The sequence below is a fragment of the Streptomyces brasiliensis genome, assembly GCF_014647875.1.
In the GTDB taxonomy this organism is placed as follows: Bacteria; Actinomycetota; Actinomycetes; order Streptomycetales; family Streptomycetaceae; genus Streptomyces; species Streptomyces brasiliensis.
This window is the reverse complement of sequence record NZ_BMQA01000005.1, coordinates 20,326-46,646: the sequence shown is the minus strand read 5'-3', so window position 1 is coordinate 46,646 and position 26,321 is coordinate 20,326. Positions and strand designations below refer to the sequence as shown.

Annotated in this window: 20 protein-coding genes; 12 read left to right on the top strand and 8 right to left on the bottom strand. The window is 70.5% G+C overall.

Annotated features, from left to right (window positions below; all coding sequences use genetic code 11):
* The first annotated feature begins 68 nt into the window (after positions 1 to 68).
* Both IEZ19_RS09600 and IEZ19_RS09595 read left to right on the top strand, forming a co-directional pair.
* Positions 69 to 1,337, top strand: a complete 1,269-nt coding sequence (locus IEZ19_RS09600; RefSeq protein WP_189310684.1) for an amino acid deaminase — start codon at positions 69 to 71, stop codon at positions 1,335 to 1,337.
* 10 nt (positions 1,338 to 1,347) lie between these two features.
* On the top strand, positions 1,348 to 2,958 hold the full coding sequence (locus IEZ19_RS09595) for an N-acyl-D-amino-acid deacylase family protein (protein WP_189310683.1): 1,611 nt from the start codon (positions 1,348 to 1,350) through the stop codon (positions 2,956 to 2,958).
* 6 nt (positions 2,959 to 2,964) lie between these two features.
* Here IEZ19_RS09595 and IEZ19_RS09590 read toward each other — a convergent pair whose 3' ends face one another.
* Positions 2,965 to 3,804: a S1 family peptidase gene (locus tag IEZ19_RS09590; RefSeq protein ID WP_189310682.1), complete on the bottom strand. Its 840-nt coding sequence runs from the start codon at positions 3,802 to 3,804 to the stop codon at positions 2,965 to 2,967.
* Positions 3,805 to 3,934: 130 nt separating this feature from the next.
* Complete coding sequence (locus IEZ19_RS09585) at positions 3,935 to 4,633, bottom strand: hypothetical protein (RefSeq protein WP_189310681.1); 699 nt, start codon at positions 4,631 to 4,633, stop codon at positions 3,935 to 3,937.
* 126 nt (positions 4,634 to 4,759) lie between these two features.
* Here IEZ19_RS09585 and IEZ19_RS09580 point away from each other — a divergent pair, with 126 nt between their 5' ends.
* The 6 genes from IEZ19_RS09580 to IEZ19_RS09555 all read left to right on the top strand — a co-directional run bounded on the left by IEZ19_RS09580 (position 4,760) and on the right by IEZ19_RS09555 (position 11,119).
* Positions 4,760 to 5,971 carry a pyridoxal phosphate-dependent aminotransferase gene (locus IEZ19_RS09580; RefSeq protein WP_189310680.1) on the top strand — a complete coding sequence of 404 codons (1,212 nt, stop codon included), beginning with the start codon at positions 4,760 to 4,762 and terminating at the stop codon, positions 5,969 to 5,971.
* A gap of 89 nt (positions 5,972 to 6,060) precedes the next feature.
* Positions 6,061 to 6,483: an SCO4983 family protein gene (locus IEZ19_RS09575; protein ID WP_189310679.1), complete on the top strand. Its 423-nt coding sequence runs from the start codon at positions 6,061 to 6,063 to the stop codon at positions 6,481 to 6,483.
* Between the two features lie 186 nt (positions 6,484 to 6,669).
* Positions 6,670 to 7,743 carry a substrate-binding domain-containing protein gene (locus tag IEZ19_RS09570; RefSeq protein ID WP_229840143.1) on the top strand — a complete coding sequence of 358 codons (1,074 nt, stop codon included), beginning with the start codon at positions 6,670 to 6,672 and terminating at the stop codon, positions 7,741 to 7,743.
* A 16-nt stretch (positions 7,744 to 7,759) separates the two neighbouring features.
* Positions 7,760 to 8,974, top strand: a complete 1,215-nt coding sequence (locus IEZ19_RS09565) for a toxic anion resistance protein (RefSeq protein ID WP_189310677.1) — start codon at positions 7,760 to 7,762, stop codon at positions 8,972 to 8,974.
* Positions 8,971 to 10,512: a substrate-binding and vWA domain-containing protein gene (locus tag IEZ19_RS09560; protein ID WP_189310676.1), complete on the top strand. Its 1,542-nt coding sequence runs from the start codon at positions 8,971 to 8,973 to the stop codon at positions 10,510 to 10,512. Before IEZ19_RS09565 ends, IEZ19_RS09560 begins: the two co-directional genes overlap by 4 nt.
* Positions 10,499 to 11,119: a hypothetical protein gene (locus IEZ19_RS09555; RefSeq protein ID WP_189310675.1), complete on the top strand. Its 621-nt coding sequence runs from the start codon at positions 10,499 to 10,501 to the stop codon at positions 11,117 to 11,119. The genes IEZ19_RS09560 and IEZ19_RS09555 overlap by 14 nt, the downstream gene beginning before the upstream one ends.
* 248 nt (positions 11,120 to 11,367) lie before the next feature.
* Here the strand turns inward: IEZ19_RS09555 and IEZ19_RS09550 are convergent, their stop codons facing one another.
* Positions 11,368 to 13,191, bottom strand: coding sequence for a phosphoenolpyruvate carboxykinase (GTP) (locus tag IEZ19_RS09550; RefSeq protein WP_189310674.1), 1,824 nt, complete (start codon positions 13,189 to 13,191; stop codon positions 11,368 to 11,370).
* 323 nt (positions 13,192 to 13,514) lie between these two features.
* Between IEZ19_RS09550 and trhA the strand changes: the two genes are divergently transcribed.
* From trhA to IEZ19_RS09530, 4 genes are all read left to right on the top strand, one after another.
* On the top strand, positions 13,515 to 14,228 hold the full coding sequence (trhA, locus tag IEZ19_RS09545) for a PAQR family membrane homeostasis protein TrhA (protein WP_189310673.1): 714 nt from the start codon (positions 13,515 to 13,517) through the stop codon (positions 14,226 to 14,228).
* A gap of 112 nt (positions 14,229 to 14,340) precedes the next feature.
* Positions 14,341 to 15,906, top strand: a complete 1,566-nt coding sequence (locus IEZ19_RS09540) for an MFS transporter (RefSeq protein ID WP_189310672.1) — start codon at positions 14,341 to 14,343, stop codon at positions 15,904 to 15,906.
* Positions 15,907 to 15,911: 5 nt separating this feature from the next.
* Positions 15,912 to 16,544: a TetR/AcrR family transcriptional regulator gene (locus IEZ19_RS09535; RefSeq protein WP_444545189.1), complete on the top strand. Its 633-nt coding sequence runs from the start codon at positions 15,912 to 15,914 to the stop codon at positions 16,542 to 16,544.
* Positions 16,545 to 16,578: 34 nt separating this feature from the next.
* Positions 16,579 to 17,310 (top strand): Mut7-C RNAse domain-containing protein, encoded by a 732-nt coding sequence (locus IEZ19_RS09530; RefSeq protein WP_189310670.1) that lies wholly within the window; start codon positions 16,579 to 16,581, stop codon positions 17,308 to 17,310.
* Here IEZ19_RS09530 and IEZ19_RS09525 read toward each other — a convergent pair.
* The 5 genes from IEZ19_RS09525 to IEZ19_RS09505 all read right to left on the bottom strand — a co-directional run bounded on the left by IEZ19_RS09525 (position 17,307) and on the right by IEZ19_RS09505 (position 26,190).
* Complete coding sequence (locus IEZ19_RS09525; protein ID WP_189310669.1) at positions 17,307 to 19,712, bottom strand: galactose oxidase family protein; 2,406 nt, start codon at positions 19,710 to 19,712, stop codon at positions 17,307 to 17,309. The two genes, IEZ19_RS09530 and IEZ19_RS09525, sit on opposite strands and share 4 nt — an antisense overlap.
* A gap of 9 nt (positions 19,713 to 19,721) precedes the next feature.
* Positions 19,722 to 21,038 carry a glycosyltransferase gene (locus IEZ19_RS09520; RefSeq protein ID WP_229840141.1) on the bottom strand — a complete coding sequence of 439 codons (1,317 nt, stop codon included), beginning with the start codon at positions 21,036 to 21,038 and terminating at the stop codon, positions 19,722 to 19,724.
* A complete protein-coding gene (locus tag IEZ19_RS09515) occupies positions 21,035 to 22,687 on the bottom strand; it encodes an ArnT family glycosyltransferase (RefSeq protein WP_189310668.1) in 1,653 nt (550 codons plus the stop codon). Before IEZ19_RS09515 ends, IEZ19_RS09520 begins: the two co-directional genes overlap by 4 nt.
* Complete coding sequence (locus IEZ19_RS09510; RefSeq protein ID WP_189310667.1) at positions 22,684 to 23,952, bottom strand: glycosyltransferase; 1,269 nt, start codon at positions 23,950 to 23,952, stop codon at positions 22,684 to 22,686. Before IEZ19_RS09510 ends, IEZ19_RS09515 begins: the two co-directional genes overlap by 4 nt.
* 207 nt (positions 23,953 to 24,159) lie before the next feature.
* Complete coding sequence (locus tag IEZ19_RS09505; protein ID WP_189310666.1) at positions 24,160 to 26,190, bottom strand: thioredoxin domain-containing protein; 2,031 nt, start codon at positions 26,188 to 26,190, stop codon at positions 24,160 to 24,162.
* Between the last annotated feature and the right edge of the window lie 131 nt (positions 26,191 to 26,321).

Sequence of the window (26,321 nt, the reverse complement as noted above, 5' to 3'; positions counted from 1 at the left end):
TAGACAGCAGTGCGCGATATACGCAACGGCTGTTGCATAGCATGCAACACGCCTGACCAGGAGGTTCCATGCGTCGCACCGAAGCGCTCAGCCGGCTCGCCGAGGACCGCGTCGACCATCGCTTCAAGGGCCTTCCCCCGGACGCCGACGGTCTCACCGTCGGTGAATTGGCCGGTCAGCGGCGCAACCTCTTCACCGGTGGCTTCACCACACCCGTGCTCGCACTGTCCGCCGAGCGCCTCGAACACAACCTGAAGCTCATGGAGACGTACGCGACCCGGCACGGCCTCGCCTTCGCGCCGCACGGCAAGACCTCCATGGCCCCGCAGCTCTTCCAGCGGCAGATCGAGCACGGCGCCTGGGGGATCACGCTCGCGGTGCCGCACCAGGTGCGTGTGGCGCGGGCGTTCGGGTTCGAGCGGATCTTCCTCGCCAACGAGCTCGTAGACGCCTCCGCCCTGCGGTGGATCTCCGGCGAACTCACCGCCGACCCGGACTTCTCCTTCGTCTGTTACGTCGACTCCGTGCGCGGTGTGCAGCTGATGGAGGCCGCACTGCGGGGCGCCGAGCGCCCCGTGGACGTCGTCGTCGAGCTCGCCGCCGGTGAAGGCGCCCGTACCGGGGTGCGGACCGAGGCCGAGTGCGCGGCCGTGGCGGACGCGGTGGCCGCGGTGCCGGCACTGCGGCTCGTCGGGGTCGCCGGCTATGAGGGCGAGGTGCCGCAGGCCGACCCTGAGCGGGTGCACGCCTGGCTGCGGCGGCTCGTCGCGCTCGCCGTCGAGTTCGACAAGGCCGGGCGGTTCCCGGACGTCGAGGAGATCGTCGTCAGCGCGGGCGGCAGCGCCTGGTTCGACGCGGTGGCCGACGTGTTCGCCGAGATCCCCGAACTCTCCCGTCCCGTCCTGAAGTTGCTGCGCTCGGGCGCCTACGTCTCGCACGACGACGGGCACTACCGCGAGGCGACCCCCTTCAACCGCGTCCCCGCGGAGGGCGCGCTGGAGCCGGCCTTCCGGCTGTGGGCGCAGATCGTCTCCCGCCCCTCCCCCGGGCAGGCCTTCGCCAACGCGGGCAAGCGGGACGCGGCGTACGACCTCGATCTGCCGTTCGCCCAGGTGCTGCGCCGGGACGGGGCCGAGCGTCCGGCGGCCGGGATCGAGGTGACCAAGCTGTCCGACCAGCACGCCTGGCTGCGCACCGCCGCGGAGGCGGACGTGGAGGTGGGCGACTGGATCGGCCTGGGTCTGTCCCACCCGTGCACGTCGTTCGACAAGTGGCAGCTGATCCCGCTGGCCGAGGCGGACGGGACCGTCGTCGACTACATCCGTACGTTCTTCTAGGAGGCATGCCGTGGAGGACCTCGTCATCCGGGACGCCGATGTGGTCGACGGCACGGGCGCGCCCGCGTACCGCGCCGATGTGGTGGTCGACGGCGGTCGGATCGTGTCGATCGTGCAGGAGGCCGCCGCCGCTGGGTGCCAACGCCCGACGGCGACACGCGAGTTGGATGCCGAGGGGCTGGTCCTCGCGCCCGGCTTCATCGACATGCACGCCCACAGCGACCTCGCCCTGCTGCGCGACCCGGACCACAGCGCCAAGGCCGCGCAGGGGGTGACCCTCGAAGTCGTGGGCCAGGACGGGATGTCGTACGCGCCGGTCGACGACCGCACGCTCGCCGAGGTCCGCCGGGCGATCACCGGCTGGAACGGATACGGCAACGACATCGACTTCGACTGGCGTTCGGTGGGCGAGTACCTGGACCGCCTGGACCGGGGCATCGCGGTCAACGCCGCCTATCTGATCCCGCAGGGCACGGTCCGCGCGCTCGCCGTCGGCTGGGAGGACCGCCCGGCCACGCCCGGGGAGCTGGACCGGATGCGGCAGTCGGTCGCGGAGGGGCTGGAGCAGGGGGCCGTCGGGCTGTCGTCCGGGCTCACCTACACGCCCGGTATGTACGCCTCGGACGCCGAACTCACCGAGCTGTGCCGGGTGGTGGCCCGCTACGGCGGCTACTACTGCCCGCACCACCGCTCGTACGGTGCGGGCGCCCTGGAGGCGTACGCGGAGATGGTCGAGCTGACCCGCGAGGCCGGGTGTGCGCTTCATCTCGCCCACGCCACCATGAACTTCGGCGTGAACAGGGGACGCGCCCCCGAACTCCTGGCCCTCCTGGACGACGCGCTGGCCACGGGCGCCGACATCAGCCTCGACACGTACCCCTACACCCCCGGCAGCACGACTCTGGCCGCACTGCTGCCGAGTTGGGCGAGCGAAGGCGGACCGGAGGCGATCCTGGCCCGGCTCACCGACGAGGCGACGGCCGGGCGGATCCGGCACGACCTGGAGGTCGTCGGCGCGGACGGCTGCCACGGCGTGCCCGTCGAGTGGGACACCATCGAGATCTCCGGTGTGAGCGAGCCGTCCCTCGGCGATCACGTCGGTCGTACGGTCCAGGAGTCGGCGGACCTGCGCGGCGAGGCACCCTGGACGACCGCCCGCCGGCTGCTGGTCGAGGACCGGCTGGGCTCGACGATCCTCCAGCACGTCGGACACGAGGAGAACGTCCGGGCGATCATGCGGCACTCCGCGCACACCGGCGGTTCGGACGGCATCCTGCAGGGCGCCAAGCCGCATCCGCGGGCGTACGGCACCTTCCCGCACTATCTCGGCCACTACGTACGGGAGTCGGGCGTGCTGTCCCTGGAGGAGTGCGTCGCTCATCTCACCTCGCGGCCCGCGGCCCGGCTGCGTCTGCCGGACCGCGGGATCGTGCGTGAGGGTCACCGCTCCGACCTGGTCCTGTTCGACCCGGCGACGGTCGCGGCGGGGTCCACGTTCGAGCAGCCGCGCGCGCTGCCCTCCGGCATCCCCCATGTCCTTGTCGACGGCCGCTTCGTGATCGAGGACGGGCGCCGGACGGACGTCCTGGCGGGGCGTGCGGTGCGCCGCACCCCGGTGTGAGGGGGACTACGGCTTGGGCAGGGTGCAGCCGCTCAGGGAGAGGTCCAGGCGGTTGCCGGTGGTGAAGCAGCCGGGGATGCCGTATGTCTCCTCGGCGTAGTTGATGCCCTGGCGGACGGTCACGGCACCGCTCTCGTCGACCTCGCAGGGGTTGTTCACCGTGCAGCGCTGCCCTTCCTCGTTGCCGGTGTTGTTGACGGCGACGACCTTGCCGGTGGCGTTGTCGATCACCGGGGAGCCAGAGGTGCCGCCGATGGTCTGGCAGGCGGAGGTGTAGCGGACCGAGTCCTTCCAGGTCCAGTCGCCCTCCTTGAGGCGGTGGACGAACCCGTCGATGCTGCAGGCGTAGGTCCGCTTCCAGTAGCCGGAGACGACCGTGATGGCGGTGCCCGCGGCCGGGTGCGTGTCCTGGAGGGTCAGGGCGCCGATCCCGTACGAGTTCTTGATGGCCGCGTATGTGGTGGTGGTGCGGTAGATCGTGACGTCCGTGTCCGTCATGGTCGAGTAGACGACCTGGTTGGCCCGCAGCGTGGCCACCTTCGTACCGGCGGAGTTCAGCAGGCCGAAGGTACGGCTGGACGACTGGCCGGTGATGACCTCGCCGGGCTCCGGGAAGCCGGTCTCCAGGCAGTGGCCGTTCGTCATGACGAGTGCCGGGTCGGTGTCCGCGGAGGCCGGGAGGCGGACGACGGAGCCGGAGCAGTTGCTGAGCGAGACGGTACCGGCGAAGGTCACCGCCTGGATCACCGGCGCCGCCTTCTCGGGGGCGGGGGCGGCGATCGCGGGTGCCGCCCCCGCCCCGGTGATCACCAGGGCGGCGAGCGCAGCAAGGAGAGGCTTGTTCATGTGGGGGTCCCCTCTGCAGACGTGAGCGACCGGAGATCTTCCGGCCGCCCGTCTTGTCATGCACATTCTGATGTGCGAGAGGGGTGGCGGCAAGAAGCCGTCCACGGTTCACGCGGACGCAACTCACTGCTCAGTCGGCCCACTTGGGATGCTTTCCGTTACCCCTTCCGTGCCCCGGCCGAACCACAGGACCGCTCGACCGGGCGGCGGCGGTGGCCTCCGACGAAGGGCCGGCCGTGGCCCCACCGGTGGCACGGGCGGTCGGCGTGCCGCGCGCCGCCGTGGACGCACCCGCCGGCGCCGCGGACCGCACGCTCGCGGAGGCGGCCGGAGCCGCGCTCGACGGCGAGCCGGTGGCCGAGGGAGCGGCCGGCGACTCCTCACGGCCGGGTGTCCCGGAGTCCCGGACGCCCGGTCCGGTGCGCTCCGCCCGGCCGTGCTGGTCGCCGGACGAGACGCCGGAGAAGGCGAACCCGGCGATCACGGCGGCCAGGGAGGCGACCCCCGCGGCGCCGGCGGCCATCACCGTCCGGCGCCGCCGCGAGGCGGCCCGGCCCTGCCGCGCCAGGCGCGCGGCGGCCCGGCTCTGCGACGGCACACCGGCGGGCGCGTCCTCGTACGAGTGGGCCGACGGGTCGGCCGGCTGCGGGCCGGCCGGGATCGTGGGGAGTTCGCGCGTCTCGTCGTAGGCGTTCTGCCAGCCGTGCGCGGCCGCGGGGTCGGCGTACTCGTCGTACGCGGGGGCCGGTGCGGCCTGCGGGTGGTAGACGTGCGGCGCCCCCGGGGTCTCGCCGTACGCCCCGCCGTCGCGCTGAGCGTTCGTGGGCATGGCGGCGAATTCTAGGTACGGAGGGAGCACCCGGGACAGCTACCGGCGATAACGGCCCAAAACACACCGTCTCACGTGGTGGAAAACACGACCCAAGGTGCGTTAACGGGCCGTAAGCTCACGGACATGCAGGTGATCCAGTCGACGAAGCTCGCCAACGTCTGTTACGAGATCCGGGGCCCGGTGCTCGAGGAGGCGATGCGGCTCGAGGCGGCCGGTCACCGCATCCTCAAGCTGAACACGGGCAACCCGGCAGCGTTCGGCTTCGAGTGCCCGCCCGAGATCCTCGAGGACGTCCTGCGCAATGTGTCCTCCGCGCACGGCTACGGCGACGCGAAGGGCCTGCTGGCGGCGCGCCGGGCGGTCGTCATGCACAACCAGACGATCGGCATCGAGACGGACGTCGAGCACGTCTTCATCGGCAACGGCGTCTCCGAACTGATCGTGATGGCGATGCAGGGCCTGCTGGACGACGGCGACGAGGTTCTCGTCCCGGCGCCGGACTACCCGCTGTGGACGGCCGCGGTCTCCCTGTCCGGCGGTACGGCGGTGCACTACCGCTGCGACGAGCAGTCCGACTGGATGCCCGACCTCGCCGACATCGAGCGCAAGGTCACCGACCGCACGAAGGCGCTCGTCATCATCAACCCGAACAACCCGACGGGCGCGGTCTACGACGAGGCGGTGCTCAAGGGGCTCACCGACATCGCCCGCCGGCACAACCTGCTGGTCTGCTCGGACGAGATCTACGACAAGATCCTCTACGACGACGCCACCCACACCCCGACCGCCAAGGTCGCCCCGGACCTGCTGACCCTCACCTTCAACGGCATGTCGAAGGCGTACCGGGTGGCGGGCTACCGGGTGGGCTGGATGTCGATCTCCGGCCCGCGCGCGCACGCCGACTCCTACATCGAGGGCCTCACGATCCTGGCGAACATGCGGCTGTGCGCGAACATGCCGGGCCAGCACGGGGTCGTGGCCGCGCTGAGCGGACGTCAGTCGATCAACGAACTGGTGCTGCCGGGCGGGCGACTGAAGGAGCAGATGGACGTCGCGTACGACCTCCTGACCCAGATCCCCGGGGTGACGTGCGTACGGCCGAAGGGGGCGCTGTACCTCTTCCCCCGCCTGGACCCGCAGGTCTTCAAGATCAGGGACGACCGGCAGATGGTCCTGGACCTGCTGCGCCAGGAGAAGATCATGGTCGTCCACGGCACCGGCTTCAACTGGCCGGAGCCGGACCACTTCCGGGTGGTGACGCTGCCGACGGCCGGGGACCTGAGGGACGCGGTCACACGAATCGGGTCGTTCCTGGACGGATACGGCCAACCGTAGCCGCGGGACCCCGTTCCGTGACCGAGTCAACTTTAGACAGAATCTAAGCTAGGATGGCTTCCTGTCAGAGCACAGGAGGGCCATCTCCCATGTACGAACCGATCCGCACCAAGTCGGTCCACAGCACGATGGCCGGCACCACCTCCGACTTTCCCCACCGGTCGCGCGAGGAGGAGCTGGACATCCAGCTCGCGGGACACCTCGCGGCGCTGCTCGCCGTGACCGACGAGCTGCGTGCGCTGGAGCCGTCGTCCGATCTGGACGCGGCGGCGGCGCGGCTCACCGAGCAGGTGACCCGGCTGCGGGAAGGCCGTGCGCCGGTCCGCGCGTCCGGCACGGCGAGCGTGCCGCACACCGCGGCCCTGCACCGGCGGGCCCATGCGCTGGCCGGGCGCGCCCTCGTCGTCGCGGCGTCCCGCGCCGACACGGCGGCGGCGATCCTGTCGGCCGAACGCATGGACGCACACGCCGCCGCGCTGGCCGAGCGGAAGGAACTCAGTCCGGCCCACTAGCCCCTGCGGGGGTTCCCCGATCGGCCCCGGTCCGCGCGCACCCGCAGCGACGCGCGGACCGGGTTGCCATGCCCGGGGTGCGGCAAGCGGAGTGGTTGATTCCCGTTGCATAACGGGATCGGTCCGACACCCTCCGTTCACTTTGCTCGGCCGGGAATGTTGGGTTCCGGGAGCACTCTCCACCGCGTGAGACGTATCGCAGGCATCGTCCTCGCGGTGTTGCTGATCGGCGGAGTGGTGGCTGCCGTCGTCGCAGGCCGGCAAGACGGGGACAAGGGCACGGCAACGAAGACCGTGCGCGCGGTGATCGGTTCGGAGAAGGCCGACTTCTTCGCCGATCCGGACGTGGTGAAGGCCCTCGCCGCCAAGGGCTACACCGTGAAGACCGAGACCTCCGGGTCCTGGGCGATGGAGGGGCTCGACCTCAAGGGGTTCGACCTCGCGTTCCCCTCCAGCCAGGCACCCGCGGACGCGATCGCCGCCAAATACCACGTGCGGCAGCCGCTCCCGAGGCCCTTCTACTCCCCGCTCGTCGTGGTCGCCCACCGCAGCGCCGCCCAGGTGCTGGCGGCGAACGGACTGACCACGGTGGACCAGCACCGGGGCGTGCTCAAGATGAGCGCGTACCTCGACGCGGCCCGGCACGACCGGACCTGGCAGCAGCTCAAGGGGAGCGGCAAGTACGGGGAGTTGGCCGGCACGGTCTACATCGCCAGCACCGACCCCGAGACCTCCAACTCGGGCGCCCTGTACCTCGCCGCCGCCTCCTACGTGGCGCAGGGCGGCAAGGTGGTGGCGAGCAACGCCGACGTGGACCGCACCGCCCCGCTGATGCGCAAGCTGATCAGTGTCCAGGGCGCCCAGCAGTCCAGCTCGGACGCGCCCTTCCGGGACTTCGTCAGCGGTGCCGGAAATCCGCTGGTCCTGGTGTACGAGTCCCAGGTCGCCTCGCTGCTCATCGGCAAGCAGGACCCCGGAGACCTGACCGTCCTCTACCCGGACAACACCGCCACCAGCGACCACACCGTCGTACCGCTCACCCAGACCGGCCGCGACCTCGGTGAGCTCCTGTCCACGGACCCGGCGTTGCGCCGGCTGGCCGTGCGGCACGGGTTCCGGCCGCAGGGCGACGCGGCCGAGTTCACGGCGGCGACCGCGCCCTACACCTCGTACCTCAACCAGACGCTGACCGGTGTCCGGCAGGCACCCGTGCCCACCTCCGCGGTGCTGCACGAGATGGCGCGCCGGGCGCGTGGATGACGGGGGGACAGCACGAATGACCAGTTACAACATCAGTCAGAACACCAGTGGGCACACGCTGAGCGGGGACGACGTGTTCACGCTGACGCCGCCCGAGGCCGTCGCACCCGTGCCGAAGGAGAAGGCGGGCGGTCTCGTGCCGGTCGACGACAGCGTGCGCACGGACATGGCGCGCAAGGCCTCCGAGTACGTCCAGGGGCTTGCCGCCCTCGACGCCCGCTCTCCCGAGTTCGCGGGCAAGGTCGGCGAGATCACGGCCCTCGGGGCCGGCGAGATGCGGACCGCGTCCCAGCAGTCCAACCGGATGCTGGAGCGCACGGTGCGCAGCCTGCCGAGCAAGGGCGGGGACGCGCAGGCCAAGGTCGCCGGATCGCTCGTCGAACTGCGGCGGGTGGTCGAGGACCTGGACCCGCGCGATCTGCCCGCGGGCAAGGGGCGCAAGTTCCTGTCCAAGCTGCCGGGCGGCAACAAGCTGCGCGACCACGTGGCCAAGTACGCCTCCGCGCAGGGCACGTTGAACAAGATCGTGGGTTCACTGCGCGGCGGTCAGGACGAACTGCGGCGCGACAACGCGGCGCTGCAGACCGAGCGGGTGCGTCTGTGGGAGACCATGGGCAAGCTCCAGGAGTACGTCGTGCTGACCGAGGCGCTGGACAAGGCGGTCGAGCAGCACGTGGCCGGGGTGGAGGCGGGCGATCCGCAGCAGGCCGACAGTCTGCGCGCGGACGTGCTCTTCCCGGTCCGGCAGAAGCACCAGGACCTGCTCACCCAGCTCGCGGTGTGCGCGCAGGGCTACCTCGCCATGGACGTCGTACGCCGCAACAACGACGAGCTGATCAAGGGCGTCGACCGGGCGGCCACGACGACCGTCTCGGCGCTGCGCATCTCGGTGATGCTGGCCTCCGCGCTCGACAACCAGAAGAAGGTCATCGAGCAGGTCAACGCCCTGCGCGGGACGACCGAGGAGCTGATCCGCGGCAACGCGGAGATGCTCGCCACGCAGAGCGGGGAGATCCAGCGCATCGCCGCCGACCCGGCCGTGGGCGCCGAGACGCTGCGCACCGCCTTCCAGCAGATCTACCGGACGCTGGACGCGATCGACACGTACAAGGTGCAGGCGACCGAGGCGATGGCAGCGACCGTCGAGAACCTCACCGCCGAACTCCAGAACGCCAGCGCCTACTTGGAGCGCAGCCGCTCGCGCGGCGCCCTGGACGGAGGCCTGGCGTGAGACGACGCCTCGCCGTCCTCGCGGCGACCGCCGCCCTGCTGACCGCCTGCACCTCCACCCAGGACCACGGCGACAAGCCGGAGGCCACCGCGCCCGTGCCCGGCACCCTGCGCGTCCTCGCCTCCAGCGAGCTGAGCGACATGACGCCCGTCCTGGACCAGGTCCGGAAGGACACCGGCATCACGGTCAAGCCCACCTACATGGGCACCCTCGACGCCGTCGACCTGGTGGCGAAGGGCGGGGCCGACCAGGCGTACGACGCCCTGTGGCTGTCGTCGAACGACTATCTGCGGCTGCGCCCGGACGCCGCGAAGAAGATCGTGTCCGAGACGCCGGTGATGTCGAGCCCGGTCGCCATCGGCGTCAGGACGGACGCGGTCGCCCGGCTGCACTGGAAGCCCGAGGACGTCACCTGGTCCCGGATCGAGCAGGCCGTCCAGGACGGCGAGCTGACGTACGGCATGACCGATCCGGCGCGCTCCAACTCCGGTTTCTCCACGCTGGTCTCGGTGGCCTCCGCGCTGTCCGGCGCCCAGTCCGCGCTCACCGACGCGGACGTGACGAAGGCGACGCCGAGACTGAAGGAGTTCTTCAAGGGGCAGAAACTGACCTCCGGTTCCTCGGGCTGGCTGGCGCAGGCGTACGTGCGGCGCGGCAACGTCGACGCGCTACTCAACTACGAGTCCGTCCTCAAGCAGATCGACGGCCTCACCGTGATCCGCCCCAAGGACGGCGTGGTCACCGCCGACTACCCGGTCTCCACCCTCGCCGCCAGCAGCGCCGGCACCCGCGAGCAGGTGCGCAGGCTGACCGAGGCGCTGCGCTCCGACGCCGTGCAGAAGCTGATCACCGAGCGCACCTACCGCCGCCCGGTCGTCCCGTCGGTGCGGCCCGCGGCCGGCCTGGACACCGGCCGGCGGCGTGAACTCCCGTTCCCCGGCAGCCGTTCGGTCGCCGACGGGCTGCTCGACTCGTACGAGAACAAGCTGCGTCGGCCCTCGCGCACGGTGTACGTCCTCGACACCTCGGGCTCGATGCGGGGCGACCGCCTCGACCGGCTGAAGAAGGCGCTCATCGGGCTGACCGGGGACTTCCGGCAGCGCGAGGAGGTCACGCTGATGCCGTTCGGCTCGGATGTGAAGAGCGTCCGCACCCACGTCGTCAGCCCGGCCGACCCGCAGAGCGGCCTCACCGCGATCCGCAAGGACACCGATGCGCTCACGGCGGACGGGGACACCGCCATCTACACGTCGCTGGAGAAGGCGTACGAGCATCTGGGCGGCGGCAAGGACACGTTCACGTCGATCGTGCTGATGACGGACGGCGAGAACACCACGGGCGCGAAGGCCGGGGACTTCGACGCGTTCTACCGAGGACTCGCCCCGGCCGAGCGGGAGACCCCGGTGTTCCCCATCCTCTTCGGCGACTCCGACCGGGCCGAGCTCGCGCACATCGCCGACCTGACCGGCGGCCGCCTCTTCGACGCCCGGCAGGGCTCGCTCGACGGCGCCTTCGAGGAGATCCGTGGCTACCAGTAAGGTCCTGGGCTATCTGGAGTCCCGCAAGAACCTGACGGGCGCCGCCTGCGGACTGGCCGGCCTGGCGCTGACCTTCGTGGGAGTCGCGGGCCCGTACTGGCCCGTCGTTGTGGCGGGGCTGTACGGCGCGGGCGCGCTGATCGCCCCGCCGGAACGCCCGCCGCTGCCCGACTTCCCCGATCCTTCCGCCCAACTGGACGCCGTACGGGACGACTTCGGGAAACTGGGCGGCTACCTCGCCGACGTCGAGCTGCCGCCTGCCGCCGCGGGCCGGCTCACCGAGCTGACCGACCTGCTGGCCGCCCTGCTCGACCCCGGCTGGGGCGCCGAGCTGCTCGCCCAGGACCCGGAGGGTGTGCACACGCTCTCCCGGGTCGTGCGGCAGGACCTGCCGGAGGCGGTCGACACCTTCGTCCGGACCCGCTGGTGGACCCGGCTCACTCCGGGCCAGGAGCCCCCGGAGCGCCATCTGGAGCGCCAGTTGGGCCTGCTGCGGGACGAGGCCGAGCGGCTGGCGGCGGACCTGCGGGAGACCGAGGCCCGGCGCCAGGAAACCCACACCCGCTATCTGGAGGAGCGGGGCGGGAGCGGCGGGATCAGCGCGTGACGTGGACCGTCACCGAGGTCCTGGACGCCTCGTGCAGGTACCGAGCTTGTCGGTCCGTGAAGATCCGTGATCAAGGGGGCGCGGGCGAGGGTCTGCCGCCGGCCGTTTCCGTCGGGGCGGACGGGGTGGACGGCGACAGACCCACAGCCCCGCACGCCGTTGTGCGGGGCCTCGCCGGTGTGCACCGCGGCCGGCCGTGACGATCGCTGGTCAGGGCAGTCGACCGGCCGCGGAGTCCTGCGGGGGCGTCAGCCCAGGCGCTGGACGAGGGCCCGGTACTCGTCCCACAGCTCCTTGGGCGTGTGGTCGCCGAAGGTGTTGAGGTGTTCGGGGACCAGGGCGGCCTCCTCGCGCCAGATCTCCTTGTCGACCGTGAGCAGGAGGTCGAGGTCGGAGTCGGAGAGTTCGAGGCCGTTGGTGTCGAGGGCCGCCCGCGTCGGCAGGACACCGATCGGCGTCTCGACGCCCTCGGCCTTGCCCTCCAGGCGCTCCACGATCCACTTCAGGACGCGGCTGTTCTCGCCGAACCCGGGCCAGACGAACTTGCCGTCGTCGTTCTTGCGGAACCAGTTGACGTAGTAGATCTTCGGCAGCTGGGACCGGTCCTTGTCCTTGGCCACGTCGATCCAGTGCGCCATGTAGTCGCCCATGTTGTAGCCGCAGAACGGCAGCATCGCGAAGGGGTCGCGGCGCAGCTCGCCGACCTTGCCCTCGGCTGCGGCGGTCTTCTCGGAGGCCACGTTGGCGCCGAGGAACACACCGTGGTTCCAGTCGAAGGACTCCGTCACCAGCGGTACGGCGGTGGCGCGGCGACCGCCGAAGAGGATCGCCGAGATCGGAACGCCCTTGGGGTCCTCCCACTCGGGCGCGATGATCGGGCACTGCGCGGCGGGCACGGTGAAGCGGGCGTTGGGGTGGGCGGCCGGGGTCTCGGACTCCGGCGTCCAGTCGTTGCCGCGCCAGTCGGTGAGGTGGGCCGGGGTCTCCTCCGTCATGCCCTCCCACCAGATGTCGCCGTCGTCGGTGAGGGCGACGTTGGTGAAGACGGCGTTGCCCCACAGCGTCTTCATCGCGTTGGCGTTGGTGTGCTCACCGGTGCCGGGCGCGACGCCGAAGAAGCCGGCTTCGGGGTTGATGGCGTACAGCCGGCCGTCCGCGCCGAAGCGCATCCACGCGATGTCGTCGCCGATCGTCTCCACCGTCCAGCCGGAGACCGTGGGCTCGAGCATGGCGAGGTTCGTCTTGCCGCAGGCGCTCGGGAAGGCGGCGGCGACGTACTTGGACTCACCGGTGGGCGGGGTGAGCTTGAGGATCAGCATGTGTTCGGCGAGCCAGCCCTCGTCGCGCGCCATCACGGAGGCTATGCGCAGGGCGTAGCACTTCTTGCCGAGCAGGGCGTTGCCGCCGTAGCCGGAGCCGTAGGACCAGATCTCGCGCGTCTCGGGGAAGTGCGAGATGTACTTGGTCGTGTTGCACGGCCACGGCACGTCCGCCTCGCCCTCCGCGAGCGGGGCGCCGACCGAGTGCACGGCCTTCACGAAGAAGCCGTCGGAGCCCAGCTCGTCCAGGACTGCCTGGCCCATGCGCGTCATCGTGCGCATCGAGGCGGCGACGTAGGCGGAGTCGGTGATCTCGACGCCGATCGCGGAGAGCTTCGAGCCGAGCGGGCCCATGCAGAACGGGACGACGTACATGGTCCGGCCGCGCATCGAGCCCCGGAAGACGCCCTTGTCGCCCGTGAAGACCTCGCGCATCTCGGCGGGGGCCATCCAGTGGTTGGTGGGGCCCGCGTCCTCCTCCTTCTCCGAGCAGATGAAGGTGCGGTCCTCGACGCGCGCGACGTCGGTCGGGTCGGAGGCCGCGTAGAAGGAGTGGGGGCGCTTGACCGGATCGAGTTTCTTGAAGGTGCCCTTGGCGACGAGCTCCTCGCACAGGCGCTCGTACTCGACCTCGGATCCGTCGCACCAGACCACGTTGTCCGGCTGCGTCAGTTCGGCGATCTCTTTGACCCAGGAGATCAGTTCCTGGTGCTGGGTGGGAACGACGGGGGGAGCCGCGATGTCGCGCGCCACGGTTGCTCCTAAGTGAGGGATTTTGTCCTGTTATGCACTTCGTTGCCCCGTGGGGGCTGCGGCCCGGACGCTGTTGTGCGCTCATCCGGTGCCGCCCGCACTCATCTGATCATCCGATTCCGTCGCCCATATGTCCAGAGGACCTCACAGGTGAGCGGCGTGAGGAAGCCCACGATCACGGCCCCTGTCTGCGCTTCTTTGCGTGCACACAGCGTTCGCCTGAAGGTCTTTTTGCCGTCGCCGCATGAGAGGATGGCCGCGGTCGAGGGCCCGTCCAGCCGCATTCATCCGCAACTTACGGTTCCGTAGGTACGATGCCGGACATGACTGCGTCCGCCCCCGACGCGCCCACGGAGCCGCCGGCCGCCGCCCGCGAATCCGTCGCGCACTCCCTGTCGCACCATGTCAAGCCCAAGCTCCGCGGCTGGCTGCATCTCGGCATGTTCCCGGCCGTCCTCGTCGCGGGCCTGGTCCTCACCGCCCTGGCCGACTCACCCCGGGGCCGGATCGCCTGCGGGATCTACGTCCTGACCGCCTGCCTGCTCTTCGGCGTGAGCGCCCTCTACCACCGGGGCAACTGGAGCCCGCGGATGGACGGCGTCCTGCGCCGCCTCGACCACGCCAACATCTTCCTGATCATCGCGGGCACCTACACCCCGCTGACGATGCTGCTCCTGCCCGGCGCGAAGGGGCAGTGGCTGCTGTGGGGCATCTGGGCCGCCGCGGCCGCGGGCATCGTCTTCCGCGTCTTCTGGGTCGGCGCCCCGCGCTGGCTCTACACCCCCTGCTACATCGCGATGGGCTGGGCGGCCGTCTTCTTCCTGCCGGACTTCATGCGCACCGGCGGCATCGCGGTCCTGGTCCTGGTGATCGTGGGCGGTCTCCTCTACAGCGCGGGTGGCGTGATCTACGGCATCAAGCGACCCAACCCGTCACCGCGCTGGTTCGGCTTCCACGAGGTGTTCCACTCCTTCACCCTGGCCGCCTTCGTCGTCCACTACGTCGGCATCTCTCTGGTGGCGTACCAGCACGCGTAACCGGTCCGACCAGCTCCTTTCCGGCCACGGCGCCCCAGCCGTGGCCGTTTTTCATGCCCTGACAGCGTATCCCCATTGACGGACGCCATCTTTTGCGGGTTACTTTCATTTCATGGTTACTGTCAATCAAGCTCAGGGTGCGCACCCTGACCGGCGCCGGTGGTGGGCCCTCGGGGCCCTGGTCGCGAGCATGCTCACGCTCGGTTTCGACTTGACGATCCTCAACGTGGCGCTGCCGACCATGGCCGGTGATCTCGGCGCCACCACGGGCGAACAGCAGTGGATGGCGGACGCGTACGTCGTCGTCTTCGCCGCGCTGATGCTGCCCGCGGGTCTCATCGGCGACCGGTTCGGCCGGCGCCGGATGCTGATCGCCGGGCTCACGCTCTTCCTCGCCGGTTCGCTGGTGGGCGCGCTGGCGGGAGACGTCAACTGGGTCGTCGCGGCGCGGGCGTTCATGGGCGTGGGGGGCGCACTGGTCACCCCTCTCGCGCTCTCCGTGCTGCCCTCGCTCTTCGGACCCGACGAGCGCACCAAGGCCGTCGGCATCATCTCCGCCGCCTCCGCGCTCGGCCTGCCGCTCGGCCCGATCATCGGCGGCTGGCTGCTGAACCACTTCTGGTGGGGCTCGGTCTTCCTGGTCAACGTCCCGATGGCCGCGATCGGCATCGCCGCCTGCGTGTTCCTGCTCCCGGAGACCAGCGACCCCGCCTCCCCCAAGGTCGACGTCCTGTCCGCGGCGCTCACCGCGGCCGGGCTCGGCGCCCTCGTCTACGCGATCATCGAGGCCCCCGACCGCGGCTGGGGCGACGCGCTCGTCCTGGCCATGTTCGGCGCGGCCGTGGTGCTGCTCGCCACCCTGGTGCTGCGCGAACGCCAGGCCGCACACCCCATGCTCGACATGACACTGCTCGCCCACCGCGGCTTCCTGTTCAACACACTCGCCGCGACCCTGGTGATGTTCGTACTGTCCGGCCTGCTGTTCCTGCTGCCCCCGTATCTCCAGGCCGTCCTCGGCCATGACGCCCTGGGCACCGGGGTACGGCTGCTGCCGATGATGGGCGGGCTGCTGGTCGCCGCCCGGGCCGGGCAGCCGGTCGTCGCGCGGTTCGGACCGCGGGCCGTGGTGAGCATGGGCCTGGTGGTGCTCGCCTTCGCCGCGCTGCTCGGCAGCCGTACGACGGTGGACTCCGGCTACGGCTTCACCGCGCTGTGGCTCTCCATCGCAGGCGTCGGCTTCGGTTTCTCCGTCGTGCCCGCGATGGACGGCGCCCTCGCCGCCCTGCCCCGCGACCGGGCCGGCAGCGGGTCGGGGCTGCTGATGACGCTGCGCCAGGTCGGCGCCGCGATCGGCATCGCCCTGCTGGGCAGCCTCCTCGCCGGCGTCTTCCGCGACCGCCTCGACGTAACGGGGCTGCCCACGCGGGCCGCCGACACCGCCGGGGACTCCGTGGTCGCCGCGCACCTGATCGGCGACAAGCTGGGCTCGGCGCACCTGGTGGCCTCCGCGAACAGCGCGTACGTCCACGGCATGGGCGTCACCCTGCTGGTGTGCGGTGTCACCGCCCTGGTCGCCGCGCTGCTGGCGGCGGCCTTCCTGCCGAGCGGGGCGCCCGAGCGGCCCGCGGACGGCGACGCCCCCGACGTGGTCTCACCCGTGGCGGATGCCCGACAATGAACCCCATGACGGCCGCACGCTCCCCCCTCTCCCCCACCGACGGCCCCCGGCTGGGCCTGCGGGAACGCAAGAAGATCAAGACCCGCGAGGCGATCCGCACCGCGACGTACGAGCTGATCAGGGAGCAGGGGTACGACGCCACGACGATCGAGCAGATCGCCGAGCGGGCGGAGGTGTCGCCGTCGACCGTCTTCCGGTATTTCCCCACCAAGGAGGACATCGTCCTCACGGACGAGTACGACCCGCTGATGCTCGAGGAGCTGCGCACACGGCCCGCCGACGAGCCGTGGATGGACTCGCTGCGCCACATCATGCGCAGGGCCCTCGCGGCGAGCCAGGAGGAGGACCCCGAGGTGCTCCGCCTGCGGACGCACCTCGGGGTCCAGGTCCCCGCAGTCCGCTCCCGGATGTTCGAGAGCATGTCGGAGACCGGGCGGCTGCTCCGCGGGGCCATCGCCGAGCGCACCGGCCTGGACCCGGACGGCCTCGAGGTGCGCGTCTACGCGATGTCCCTCATCGGCGGCCTGATGGAGGTCTCCCTGTACTGGGCAGAGAACGACTTCCAGGGCGAGCTGAGCGATCTCGTGGACCGGGCCCTGGACGTCCTGGGGCAGGGCCTGCCCACCGAAAATCCCTGAGCCCCGGCGGCTCTTCCCGTGCCATCCTGGCCGGGTGAACGGTCCCGAGATCCATGTGCGGTTCGCACCCGACCTGGCCCTCTTCGTCCCGAACGGGCGGCGCCGGGGCGCCACCGCGCTCGCCACCGACGGCGTCTCCACGCTCGGCCATGTCGTCGAGTCCGTCGGTGTCCCGCTGACCGAGGTCGGATCGCTGTGGGTCGACGGCCGCGAGGTGCCGACGTCGTACGTCCCCGTCGCGGGCGACTCGGTGGAGGTCCGCTCCGTCGAGCGCCCCCAACGGGTGCCCGGCGCACCCCTGCGGTTCCTGCTCGACGTCCACCTCGGCACGCTCGCCCGCAGGCTGCGGCTGCTCGGGGTGGACACGGCGTACGAGTCGACGGACATCGGCGACCCGGCCCTCGCCGCCCGCTCGGCCGCCGAGAAGCGGGTCATGCTCAGCCGCGACCGCGGCCTGCTGCGCCGCCGCGAACTGTGGGCGGGCGGCTATGTCTACAGCACCAGCCCCGACGACCAACTCCGCGACGTCCTCGACCGGTTCACCCCCGAGCTGCGTCCCTGGACCCGCTGCACCGCGTGCAACGGAGTGCTGAAGGACGCCACCAAGGACGAGGTGGCCGACCAGCTCAAGGGCGGCACGCAGCGGTCGTACGACGTCTTCGCGCAGTGCACCGCGTGCGGCCGCGCGTACTGGAAGGGCGCGCACCACGAGCAGCTGGAGGCCATCGTGGTACGCGCCCTGGCGGAGTTCGCGACCAAGAACTAACGCTTCGCCACATCGCCCTTTCCACAGGCGATTCCGTCCTTGTCCGGGTCCAGGCGCAGTGGGTCGTCCGTGCCGTTGACCTCGAGCCGGCCGTAGTCGTTCTGCGCGAGCCAGGTGCAGCGGGCCGCCGTCGTCTTCTTCACCTGGGACGGGAAGACGGTCGGCACGCACACGTTGGCCGAGCCGTAGTGACGGTCGCAGCCGGAGATCGTGGTGCTCACCTTCTGCGACGTCTTCTTCCTGCCGGGCTCGGAGACCTTGCCCTCCGGGGAGTTCGCGAAGGAATGGACGTGGGCCGAGGCGTCGGCGGCGCTCAGCGCGGCCGGGCCCTGGAGGTGCACCCACTTCGCCACCGACGGAACCCCGTTGGAGTCGACCGCGAAGAGCATGTACCAGCCGGGCGGGGCCAGGTTGGGGTTGCTCGTCACGTTGAGGTCGACGTTGTTGCCGTCGACGGTCAGCGGCAGGTCGACGAAGCGCTGGTTCGGGTCGGAGGAGTGGGTGACCGCGGCCGGGCGGATCAGCTCGGCCTTGGCGATGGGCCGGTCGACCGTGATCCGCTGCGTGTCGCCGTAGGTCCACTCGCTGTCGATGACCGAGGTGATCGCCGGCCGGGTGCCCTTGTAGAGGTAGGGCGGGGTGTAGATCGACACGTTGTGGTTCCAGGTGCCGTTGCCCGGGTTGTCGCCGGTCGACATCACCCGGCCGTCGGGCAGCAGGAACGAGGACGAGTGGTAGCCGCGGGCCTCGGGGTCGGCGGCCACCGGGTCGAAGGTGCCGGCCTGCGGGTCGTAGATCGACGACTCGTACACCGGGTTGGCGCGGTTGTGGAGCGCGCCGCCCGTCTCCAGGACCGTGCCGTCGGGCAACAGCACGGCGGAGACGTACATCTTGCCCTGGTTGCCGGTCTCCGGCTGGGGGCCGTTGCCCAGGTCGACGGTGCCCTGCGGGAGCGGGGGCCCGGCGACGTACGAGGGGTCGGCGTCCTTGAGGTCGATGACGTCGGTCAGCCGGTTCGCGTCCGGGTTGGAGTCGATGTTGCCGCCGCCGATCGTGAGGACCCGCTGGTCCTGCGCCGGGGGCAGCAGCACGCTGGCCGACTGGTCCCGCTCGTCCTTGTTCTGCAAGCCCGGGATCTGCGTGATCGTGTTGGCGCCGTAGTCGTAGATCGCGCTGCCGGTGCCCGGGATGTTGTTGCCGAAGACATGGCTGCCCGAGTAGAAGAGGCGGCCGTCCTGCATCAGGATCATCGACGGGTACAGCCCCCAGTACGACCAGGTCTGGTTGACCTGCCACAGCGGAAGCCACTGCTGCTGCGCGTCCGACCACAGCTCGGCGGTGACCGAACCGGTCGAGTCCTCGCGCAGCCCGCCGAAGGAGATGACGTCACCGTTGCCCAGCTCGGTCGCCGAGGGGTACCAGTGGCCGTCGTTGAGGTCGTTGGTCTTGCTGTACGTCTCGGTGGCCGGGTCGAAGATGTACGAGTCCTTGAAGCCCTCGTAGCCGTGCGAGCCGTCCGCCGAGGGATAGGCCAGGTTGCCGCTCATCACCAGCACCCGTCCGTCCTGGAGCTGGACGTGCCCGGCGCAGAACATGTCCTTCGGCGTGGGGATCACCTTGTAGGTGCCCTTCGCCGGGTCGTAGACGGCGCTGGTGAACGTCCCGGTGGCGAACTGCTCCTCGCTGTTGCCGGACCCGGCGATCAGCAGCACCTTGCCGTTGTTGAGGACGACGGAGTGCATGGAGCGGACCGGGTTCTGCGTCGGCAGCACCGACCAACTGCCGTTCGCGCACTGATCGTTCGTGCCGGTGCACTGGGCGGGTGGAAGCGTGTCCGGGACCTGCTCCATGCTGTAGTCGTCGGTGGTAGCCGACCCGGTGCCGTACACCGAGACGCCCCAGGTTATGCGGTCGGTGCCGGCCGGGACCTCCGGCGTACGGACGCTCGCCCGGGTCCAACTCGCCGCCATGTCCAGGGTCTTGAGATCGGTCCAGTACTGCCAGCCCGCCGTCGCGTCGTGCCGGAACAGGGTGACCGACGTGTCCGGCGTGGTCGACTTGTACCAGAGCGACAGGTCGTACTGCTTGCCCGCCGACACCACCGGCGCGCACTCCGCCGACTCGGTGATCAGTGCCTTGCGGTCACCGTCGACCCGGCGGGTGAGCGTGACCTTCATGGCCCTGGTGCCGGAGTGGGCGTCGGCCGTCGTCTCGAAGCCGAAGTCGTTGTCGCCCCAGCCGGACTTCTCCCAGCAGTACGGCATGTCGTCCGGTCCCGCCGTCTCGAAGCTCGCGTTCTTGATGAGATTGGCGGCCTCCGCGGACTGGGGTGAGGTGAGGAGCAGACCGGCGGTCAGGGCCCCCACCCCGGCCAGCGCGGTTCTTCTGCGGTACTTGGTCACACGGCTCTCCTAGCTGCAGTGCGAACGCTGCTTCATCGGGCGGCGGCACGGGAGGTACACCAGCGCCTCGGTCGCCACGAAGCGCAGGACGAACGTCGTCACCAGCGCGAGCGCGGTGGACGACAGGGCGCCCATCCCGAACCGGCCGACGAGCAGGGCGATCAGCGGGATACGCAGCACCAGGTCGGCGTTGGCCAGCAGCGTGAACCGGCCCGCGCGGTCCCACCAGCGGCGGTGCATGCGCCGGTCGCGGAACAGCAGGTGCTCGATGAGCAGGAAGTTCCAGGCGACGCCGAGCTGGTTGGCGAGGATCTCGGCGGGGACGTAGTGCGTACCGAGCGCGGTCAGCGCCCACAGGCCGACCAGGTTCGGCACGAAGCCCGACGCGCCGATCAGACCGAAGGCGACCATCCGGGCGACGGGCGAGGAGGTGCGCAGGCCGACCAGATGGCGCAGGAAGCGGAAACCCTCCTTCGCGGTCGACTTGGACTCCCCGGCGAACCGGTCCTGGAAGACGAACGGCACCTCGGCGACCCGGCGGGGCCTGCTCCGTACGGCGAGTTCGAGGAGGATCTTGTAGCCGAGCGGCTTCAGCACCTCCGCCGTGACCGCGCTGCGCCGGATCGCGAAGAAGCCGCTCATCGGATCGCTGATGCCGTGCAGCCGGCGCGGGAACAGGGACTTGGTCAGCCAGGTCGCGCCGCGCGAGACGGCCACGCGGTAGCTGCCGGCGAGCCCGGCGCGGCTGCCGCCCTTGATGTACCGGGAGGCGACCACGAGCCCGGCCTTCGCCCGCTCACCCGTGGCGACCAGCTCCGGTACCAGGGACGGCGGATGCTGGCAGTCGCCGTCCATGACGACGATCCACTCGGAACCCGCCGCCTTCATCCCCTCGACGACCGCCCCGCCGAGCCCGCCCACCGGCTCCTCGCGGTGCAGCACGGCCACGGGGAACGGGCAGTCCTGCGCCGCCTGCCGGATCACCTCGGGCGTGTCATCGGTGGAGTCGTCCACGAAGACGACCTCGCAGGGCAGCCGGGACGGCACCGACTCCGTGATCCGGTGCAGCAGTTGGCGGATGTTCGCGGACTCGTTGAAGGTGGGCACGACAACGGTGACGGCGCCGGGCTCAGGCACTGCGTTCAATGGCTCGCTTCGCCTCCGGGGCGCTCCAGCCGGTGCCGAGGCGGCGATCGTGCTCAGCCCTTCGGGCCTCCGCGCGTTCGCCACCTCGACACCGGCGCGCCCCTCCGGCACACCCGCGTTGGCGGCCCGGACGACCGGATCGCGCAGCTCGTCCGGGACGGCGTACTCGTGGCTGCTCATCGCCGGCCTCCCGCGGTGGCTGTCTCGATGTGCCGGATCTCGATGCGGTCGTCCCCGGCGCCGAAGGTCGCCACCGGTGTCGAGTGCTGGATCGCTGCCCGGACATTGGGCAGGTCGCGCGCGTCGCGCCGTACCGTCGGCGAGGCGACGACGTAGTCGAGGTCCTTCCAGCCGTGCGGCATGGTCTTCGTGACCGCGGGGTCGAGGTCGGCCTTGTAGAACCAGATGGCGCCGAGTCCGGGCCGGTACCCGGCGTGCACGAGGTCCAGCCAGAGGGCGTCGTCGACGAGGACACGGGTGTCCTGCGGGTCGTCGACCTCGGTGCTGAGCCACGTCGAGGCCTGCCGATAGGGCTTGTTGGCGTCGACGGTGACGGCGGTGCGGTCACCGTCGTACCAGTGCGGGACGACATAGGCGCCCGCGGCGACGGCGAGCACCGCGGCAAGTGCGTACCGGCCGCCCGTGACATACCGCCGCTCGCTCGCCGCCCGCCGCCTGCGCAGCACGAGGTGGGCGACAGAGGCGGCGCCCCCGGCGAGGACCAGGGCCAGGAAGGGCAGGGCGCCGATCACGTACATGGCGGGCAGATAGCCGTTCGGCCGCATCGCGACCGCGGCCAGGACCGCCACGGTCAGGGCGGGCCCGGCGAGCGCGCGGGCGGTGACCGACCAGCGCCAGGTGGCCAGGAGCAGGAGCGCCCCGGCGAGGCCGCCGAGGGGCAGGACACGGTCGTAGTAGAGCCACGAGTGAAGCACGCCGTACGACCCGGACGAGGTGTCGAGGATGAAGCCCGAACCGGGCCGGGACATCTGGTACGTGATCCCGTCCCACAGCGACACATGGCCGCTGCCCGGCAGCAACTCGCCCTTGAGCAGGGCGAACAGGGGGTACGAGAAGCCGATCAGGGCACAGGCGGTGACCGCGCCGGTGAGCGCGAACTTACGGGTGTCGCGGTGACTGTGCCGCCACATGGTGACGAACAGGGCGGGCAGGACGACGAGCATCGTCTCCTTGGTGAGCACGCCCGCCGCGGCGGCGAGTCCCGCGCCGAAGTGGTGCCACAGATGCCGGCTTGGCGACGCCGCGAGGCAGAACGCGAGCAGGAGCCACATCACGGAGATGTTGTCGAGGAAGATCTCGCGCTGCAGGACGACGGAGAGCGGCGAAAGACCGAACAGAACCATGCCAAGGCCGGCGGCCCAGCGGGGCAGGGACAGCCGGCGGCCGAGGACGTACACCAGGACGGCGCTGACGCCGCTGACCACGAGCATCGCGAAGCGCATCGTGCCCACGGTCATCGCACCGGGGTCGATCGCCGACGGGATCCAGGTCAGCAGGGCTATCTGGATCCAGCCGAGCGGCGGGTGGTCGTACCAGTAGGTGTAGTGGGCCAGGCCCCTGCCGTCCTGGACGGCCCAGGCCTGGGCGAGATAGGTGCCCTCGTCGTCGCTGAGGGACGGGTAGTCGGAGATGTTCCAGCCCTGCACGACCAGGATCACCGCGAGCAGGACGCCGCACAGCAGGAGGTCGGGCCGGGAGGAGCGGAGGCGTACCGGCGGGGTGGTCCGGCCCGTCGCACGCGTTTCAGGGACAGGTGTGTCCTGCGCGGGGACCTTCGGAGCGGTCACCGCGGGGAGGGTGGAGGTCACGCGGGAACGTCCTCTCGGATCGGCTCGGCCGCGGTGAGGTGCGCGCCGACGTGAGTGGTCAACTCCCAGTCGTTCCGGCCGCGTTGCTCACGCCATACGGCACGCACGGCGGCCCCCGCGAGGAGGACCTGGTAGAAGGGGCCGCCCACGATGAGCTTCACGTAGTGGACCAGGCGGACGCGCAGGCCGTACTGCTTGCCGAAGTCGTGCAGCCCGACCACCTCGAAGACGAAGGTGACGGCGGCCGTGACGAGCGGCAGGAAGGTGAGGAACGCGACCCCGACGGGGACGTCGAGGAAGAGCGCGATGGCCGCGTTGAGCGGGATGATCACACCGGAGAAGGCCTGCAGGAACGGCGTCATCAGGGTGTAGCGGGCGAGCAACCGCTGCCCGTAGCCCGGGAGTTGTCGCCAGTCCTTCTTCCGGTAGACCTGGAGGAAGCCCTGGTTCCAGCGGGTGCGCTGCTTCAGGAGCGACATGAGACTGCCGGGCGTCTCCTCGCGGGTGACCATGTCGGAGTCGTAGGCGACGACGACCTTCTTGCCGACGCTGGACAGGCGCACCCCCAGGTCGCAGTCCTCGGCGAGGCAGTGCGGGTCCCAGCCGTCGGCCTCCCGCAGCACACCGGTCCGGACGAACACGGTGTTGCCGCCGAGCGGGATGAACCCCTTCTGCGCGTGCAGATGCAGCCGGGAGCGGAACCAGAAGAAGTACTCCAGGCAGTTGCGCAGGCTGTACCAGCTGGAGTGGAAGTTGATGAGCTGGACGCCGCCCTGGACCACATCGGCGCCGGTGGTCCGGAAGGCGTGGTCGACGTGGGCGAGCAGCTCGGGGTGGACCTGGTCCTCGGCGTCGAAGACCCCGACGACGTCGCCGCGGCAGTGCGGCAGCGCCGTGTTCATGGCCTTCGGCTTGTTCTTCTTCTCGTGGGTGTCGACGACCACACGGACGCGCGGGTCGCGCCCGGCGGCGCGCTCGGCCACCGCCGTGGTCTCGGGGTCGTCGTGCCCGACGATCACGATGATCTCGAAGTCGGTGTGCGTGGACTCGAGGAGCCGCTGGATGGTGTGGTCGAGCACGGCCTGTTCATGGCGCGCCGGCAGCAGCAGCGAGAAGGACACGTGCTCGTCCCCGTCGGGTCTGCTGAAGCGGGTGGAGGCCAGCACCTCGGGCGTGCGCCACGCGTGCATCTGCCACCACAGGGTGAAGGCCGCCATCCAGAACAGGGCCAGCGAAACGGCAGCGATGAAGACAGACGTCAGCAAAAGATCCCCCCCAGATCCCCAGATGCCCCCCCTGACGCGACAGTGAGTCACCACTGCCGCGGCACTGTGGAGAGACTAGGGGGAAATCGTGAAGCCGGGGCGCTCTTCCGATAAATAACGTGTTTCGTAACGGCGGTGCGGGTAGCGGGATCCATCCGAACGGCTGCCTGATTCCGGCAGTCCGCGCAACGTGCTCCGCCGGACGTTTCAGCCGCTCAGCGCCGTGCGCAGCCGCTCCGGGTCGGTCGTCGGGGCATCGCAGGTGAAGTTACGGCAGACATAAGCGGTCGGTTCACCGTCGACGAGCGGCCGGTCGGCCAGCAGAGGGAACTCGTCACTGTCCGTGGTCCCGACGGCGACGACCGCACCGGGGGCAGCGCCCAGAAGTGCCGTACGGTGCAGGATCCTTGTCGCCTTGTCAGTCGGATCGGGCCCGACCACGGCCACCTCGCGGGGCCCGTCGAGCAGGGCCTCCGCGACGGCGAGTCCCCACCCGACGAACCGCGGAGCGCGCGGCCCGAGCACCTTCACCACGCCCAACGCCCTTTCCGCGGCGGTGCGATGAGGCTCGGACCCGGTGTGGGCGGCATAGCTCAGCAGGGCGCCCGCAGCGGCGGTCCAGCCGGACGGGACGGCGTTGTCGGTGGGGTCCTGCGGCCGGCGGATGAGCCGCTCGGCGTCGGCGGCCGTGTCGTACAGCGCGCCGGACTCGGGGTCCGTGAAGCGAGCCAGCACATGATCGAGGAGCAGCCCGGCGAACTCCAGCCAGACACCCTCGCCGGTGACGGACGCGAGCGCGAGGAATCCCTCGGCGACATCGCCGTAGTCCTCCAGCACCCCGGCGTTGGCACCGGCATGGCCGTCCCGGCTGGTCCGGGCCAGCCGCGCGTGGTCGTCGAGATGCAGCCGTACGAGGAGATCGGCTGCGCCGACCGCGGCCTCGACCAGGTCGGGCCGGTCGAAGTAGGCACCGGTCTCGGCGAGCGCGGCGATCGCGAGCCCGTTCCAGGCGGCGACGACCTTGTCGTCCCGGCCGGGCGCGGGACGCGACGAACGGGCCTCGAGCAGTCGCCGCTTGACGGAAGCGACCTTCTCGGCATCGAAGACACCTTCATCCTGGGGCAGTTGGAGAACGGACTGCCCGTGCTCGAAGGTCCCCTCCTCGGTCACCCCGAAGTGATGCGCCGCGAGGTGGGCATCTTCGCCGAGGACGTCACGAAGCTGCTCGAGCGTCCACACGTAGTACGCGCCCTCGACATGCGCACCGCTCCCGTCGTCACTGTCGGCGTCCAGCGCGGAGGCGAACCCGCCCTCGGTGGTGCGCAGTTCACGCACCATGAAGTCGGCGGTCTCCAGCGCCACCCGGCGCGCCAGATCCGAGCCGGTGGCGCGCCAGAGATGGGCGTAGACGCGGCACAGCAGCGCATTGTCGTAGAGCATCTTCTCGAAGTGCGGCACGACCCAGTCGCGGTCGACCGAGTACCGGGCGAAGCCGCCGCCGAGCTGGTCGTAGATCCCGCCGCGGGCCATGCGCTCGCAGGTGTCCCGCGCCATCTGCAGCGCACCCTCGGACCCCGTGCGCGCATGGTGCCTGAGCAGGAACTCGATGACCATCGACGGCGGGAACTTCGGCGCCCCGCCGAATCCGCCGCGCTGCGGGTCGTACTCCCGGGTGAGCCCGAGCAGCGCCTGCGCGAGTTCTTCCTCGCCAGGCACCTGGGCGGTCTCGTAGCCGATCTCCCGCCCGGCGAGATCCCGCACGATCTTCCCGGCGACCTCGGTCACCTCGTCGCGCCGCTCGCTCCAGGCCTGCCGCACCCCATCGAGCACCTGCCGGAAGGAGGGCATGCCGTGCCGGGCCGCGGGCGGGAAGTAGGTCCCGAAGTAGAAGGGCTCGGCGTCGGGAGTGAGAAACACGGTCATGGGCCAGCCGCCCTGCCCGGTGGCGGCCTGCACGGCCTCCATGTAGACGGCGTCGACATCGGGCCGTTCCTCTCGGTCGACCTTGACGCTGACGAAGTGCTCGTTGAGGTAGCGGGCGGTGGCCGGGTCCTCGAACGACTCGTGAGCCATGACATGGCACCAGTGGCAGCTCGAATACCCGACGCTCAGCAGAACCGGCCTGCCCGACCTCCGCGCCTCCTCGAACGCCGCGTCCGACCACGGCCACCAGTCGACGGGGTTGTCGGCGTGCTGGAGCAGATAGGGGGACGTCTCGTGCGCGAGTCGGTTCGGCATACCCCCATCCTTGCGCACCGACCGATACGTTGCCCTGGGCGCAGCGCGCTGTTCACATCCAGACTGTTGCGGGCATGACAAGTCAGCTCGTACGGTTTACGCGCGTTGACCCTTCTCCCACCCCACCCGGA

What these genes read in the sequence shown, in the direction of transcription:
- IEZ19_RS09600 (WP_189310684.1), top strand. Translation starts at nt 69, where the DNA reads ATGCGTCGCACCGAAGCGCTCAGCCGGCTCGCCGAGGACCGCGTCGAC.
- IEZ19_RS09590 (WP_189310682.1), bottom strand. Translation starts at nt 3,804, where the DNA reads ATGAACAAGCCTCTCCTTGCTGCGCTCGCCGCCCTGGTGATCACCGGG.
- IEZ19_RS09585 (WP_189310681.1), bottom strand. Translation starts at nt 4,633, where the DNA reads ATGCCCACGAACGCTCAGCGCGACGGCGGGGCGTACGGCGAGACCCCG.
- IEZ19_RS09580 (WP_189310680.1), top strand. Translation starts at nt 4,760, where the DNA reads ATGCAGGTGATCCAGTCGACGAAGCTCGCCAACGTCTGTTACGAGATC.
- IEZ19_RS09575 (WP_189310679.1), top strand. Translation starts at nt 6,061, where the DNA reads ATGTACGAACCGATCCGCACCAAGTCGGTCCACAGCACGATGGCCGGC.
- IEZ19_RS09565 (WP_189310677.1), top strand. Translation starts at nt 7,760, where the DNA reads ATGACCAGTTACAACATCAGTCAGAACACCAGTGGGCACACGCTGAGC.
- trhA (WP_189310673.1), top strand. Translation starts at nt 13,515, where the DNA reads ATGACTGCGTCCGCCCCCGACGCGCCCACGGAGCCGCCGGCCGCCGCC.
- IEZ19_RS09540 (WP_189310672.1), top strand. Translation starts at nt 14,341, where the DNA reads ATGGTTACTGTCAATCAAGCTCAGGGTGCGCACCCTGACCGGCGCCGG.
- IEZ19_RS09535 (WP_444545189.1), top strand. Translation starts at nt 15,912, where the DNA reads ATGACGGCCGCACGCTCCCCCCTCTCCCCCACCGACGGCCCCCGGCTG.
- IEZ19_RS09520 (WP_229840141.1), bottom strand. Translation starts at nt 21,038, where the DNA reads ATGAGCAGCCACGAGTACGCCGTCCCGGACGAGCTGCGCGATCCGGTC.
- IEZ19_RS09505 (WP_189310666.1), bottom strand. Translation starts at nt 26,190, where the DNA reads ATGCCGAACCGACTCGCGCACGAGACGTCCCCCTATCTGCTCCAGCAC.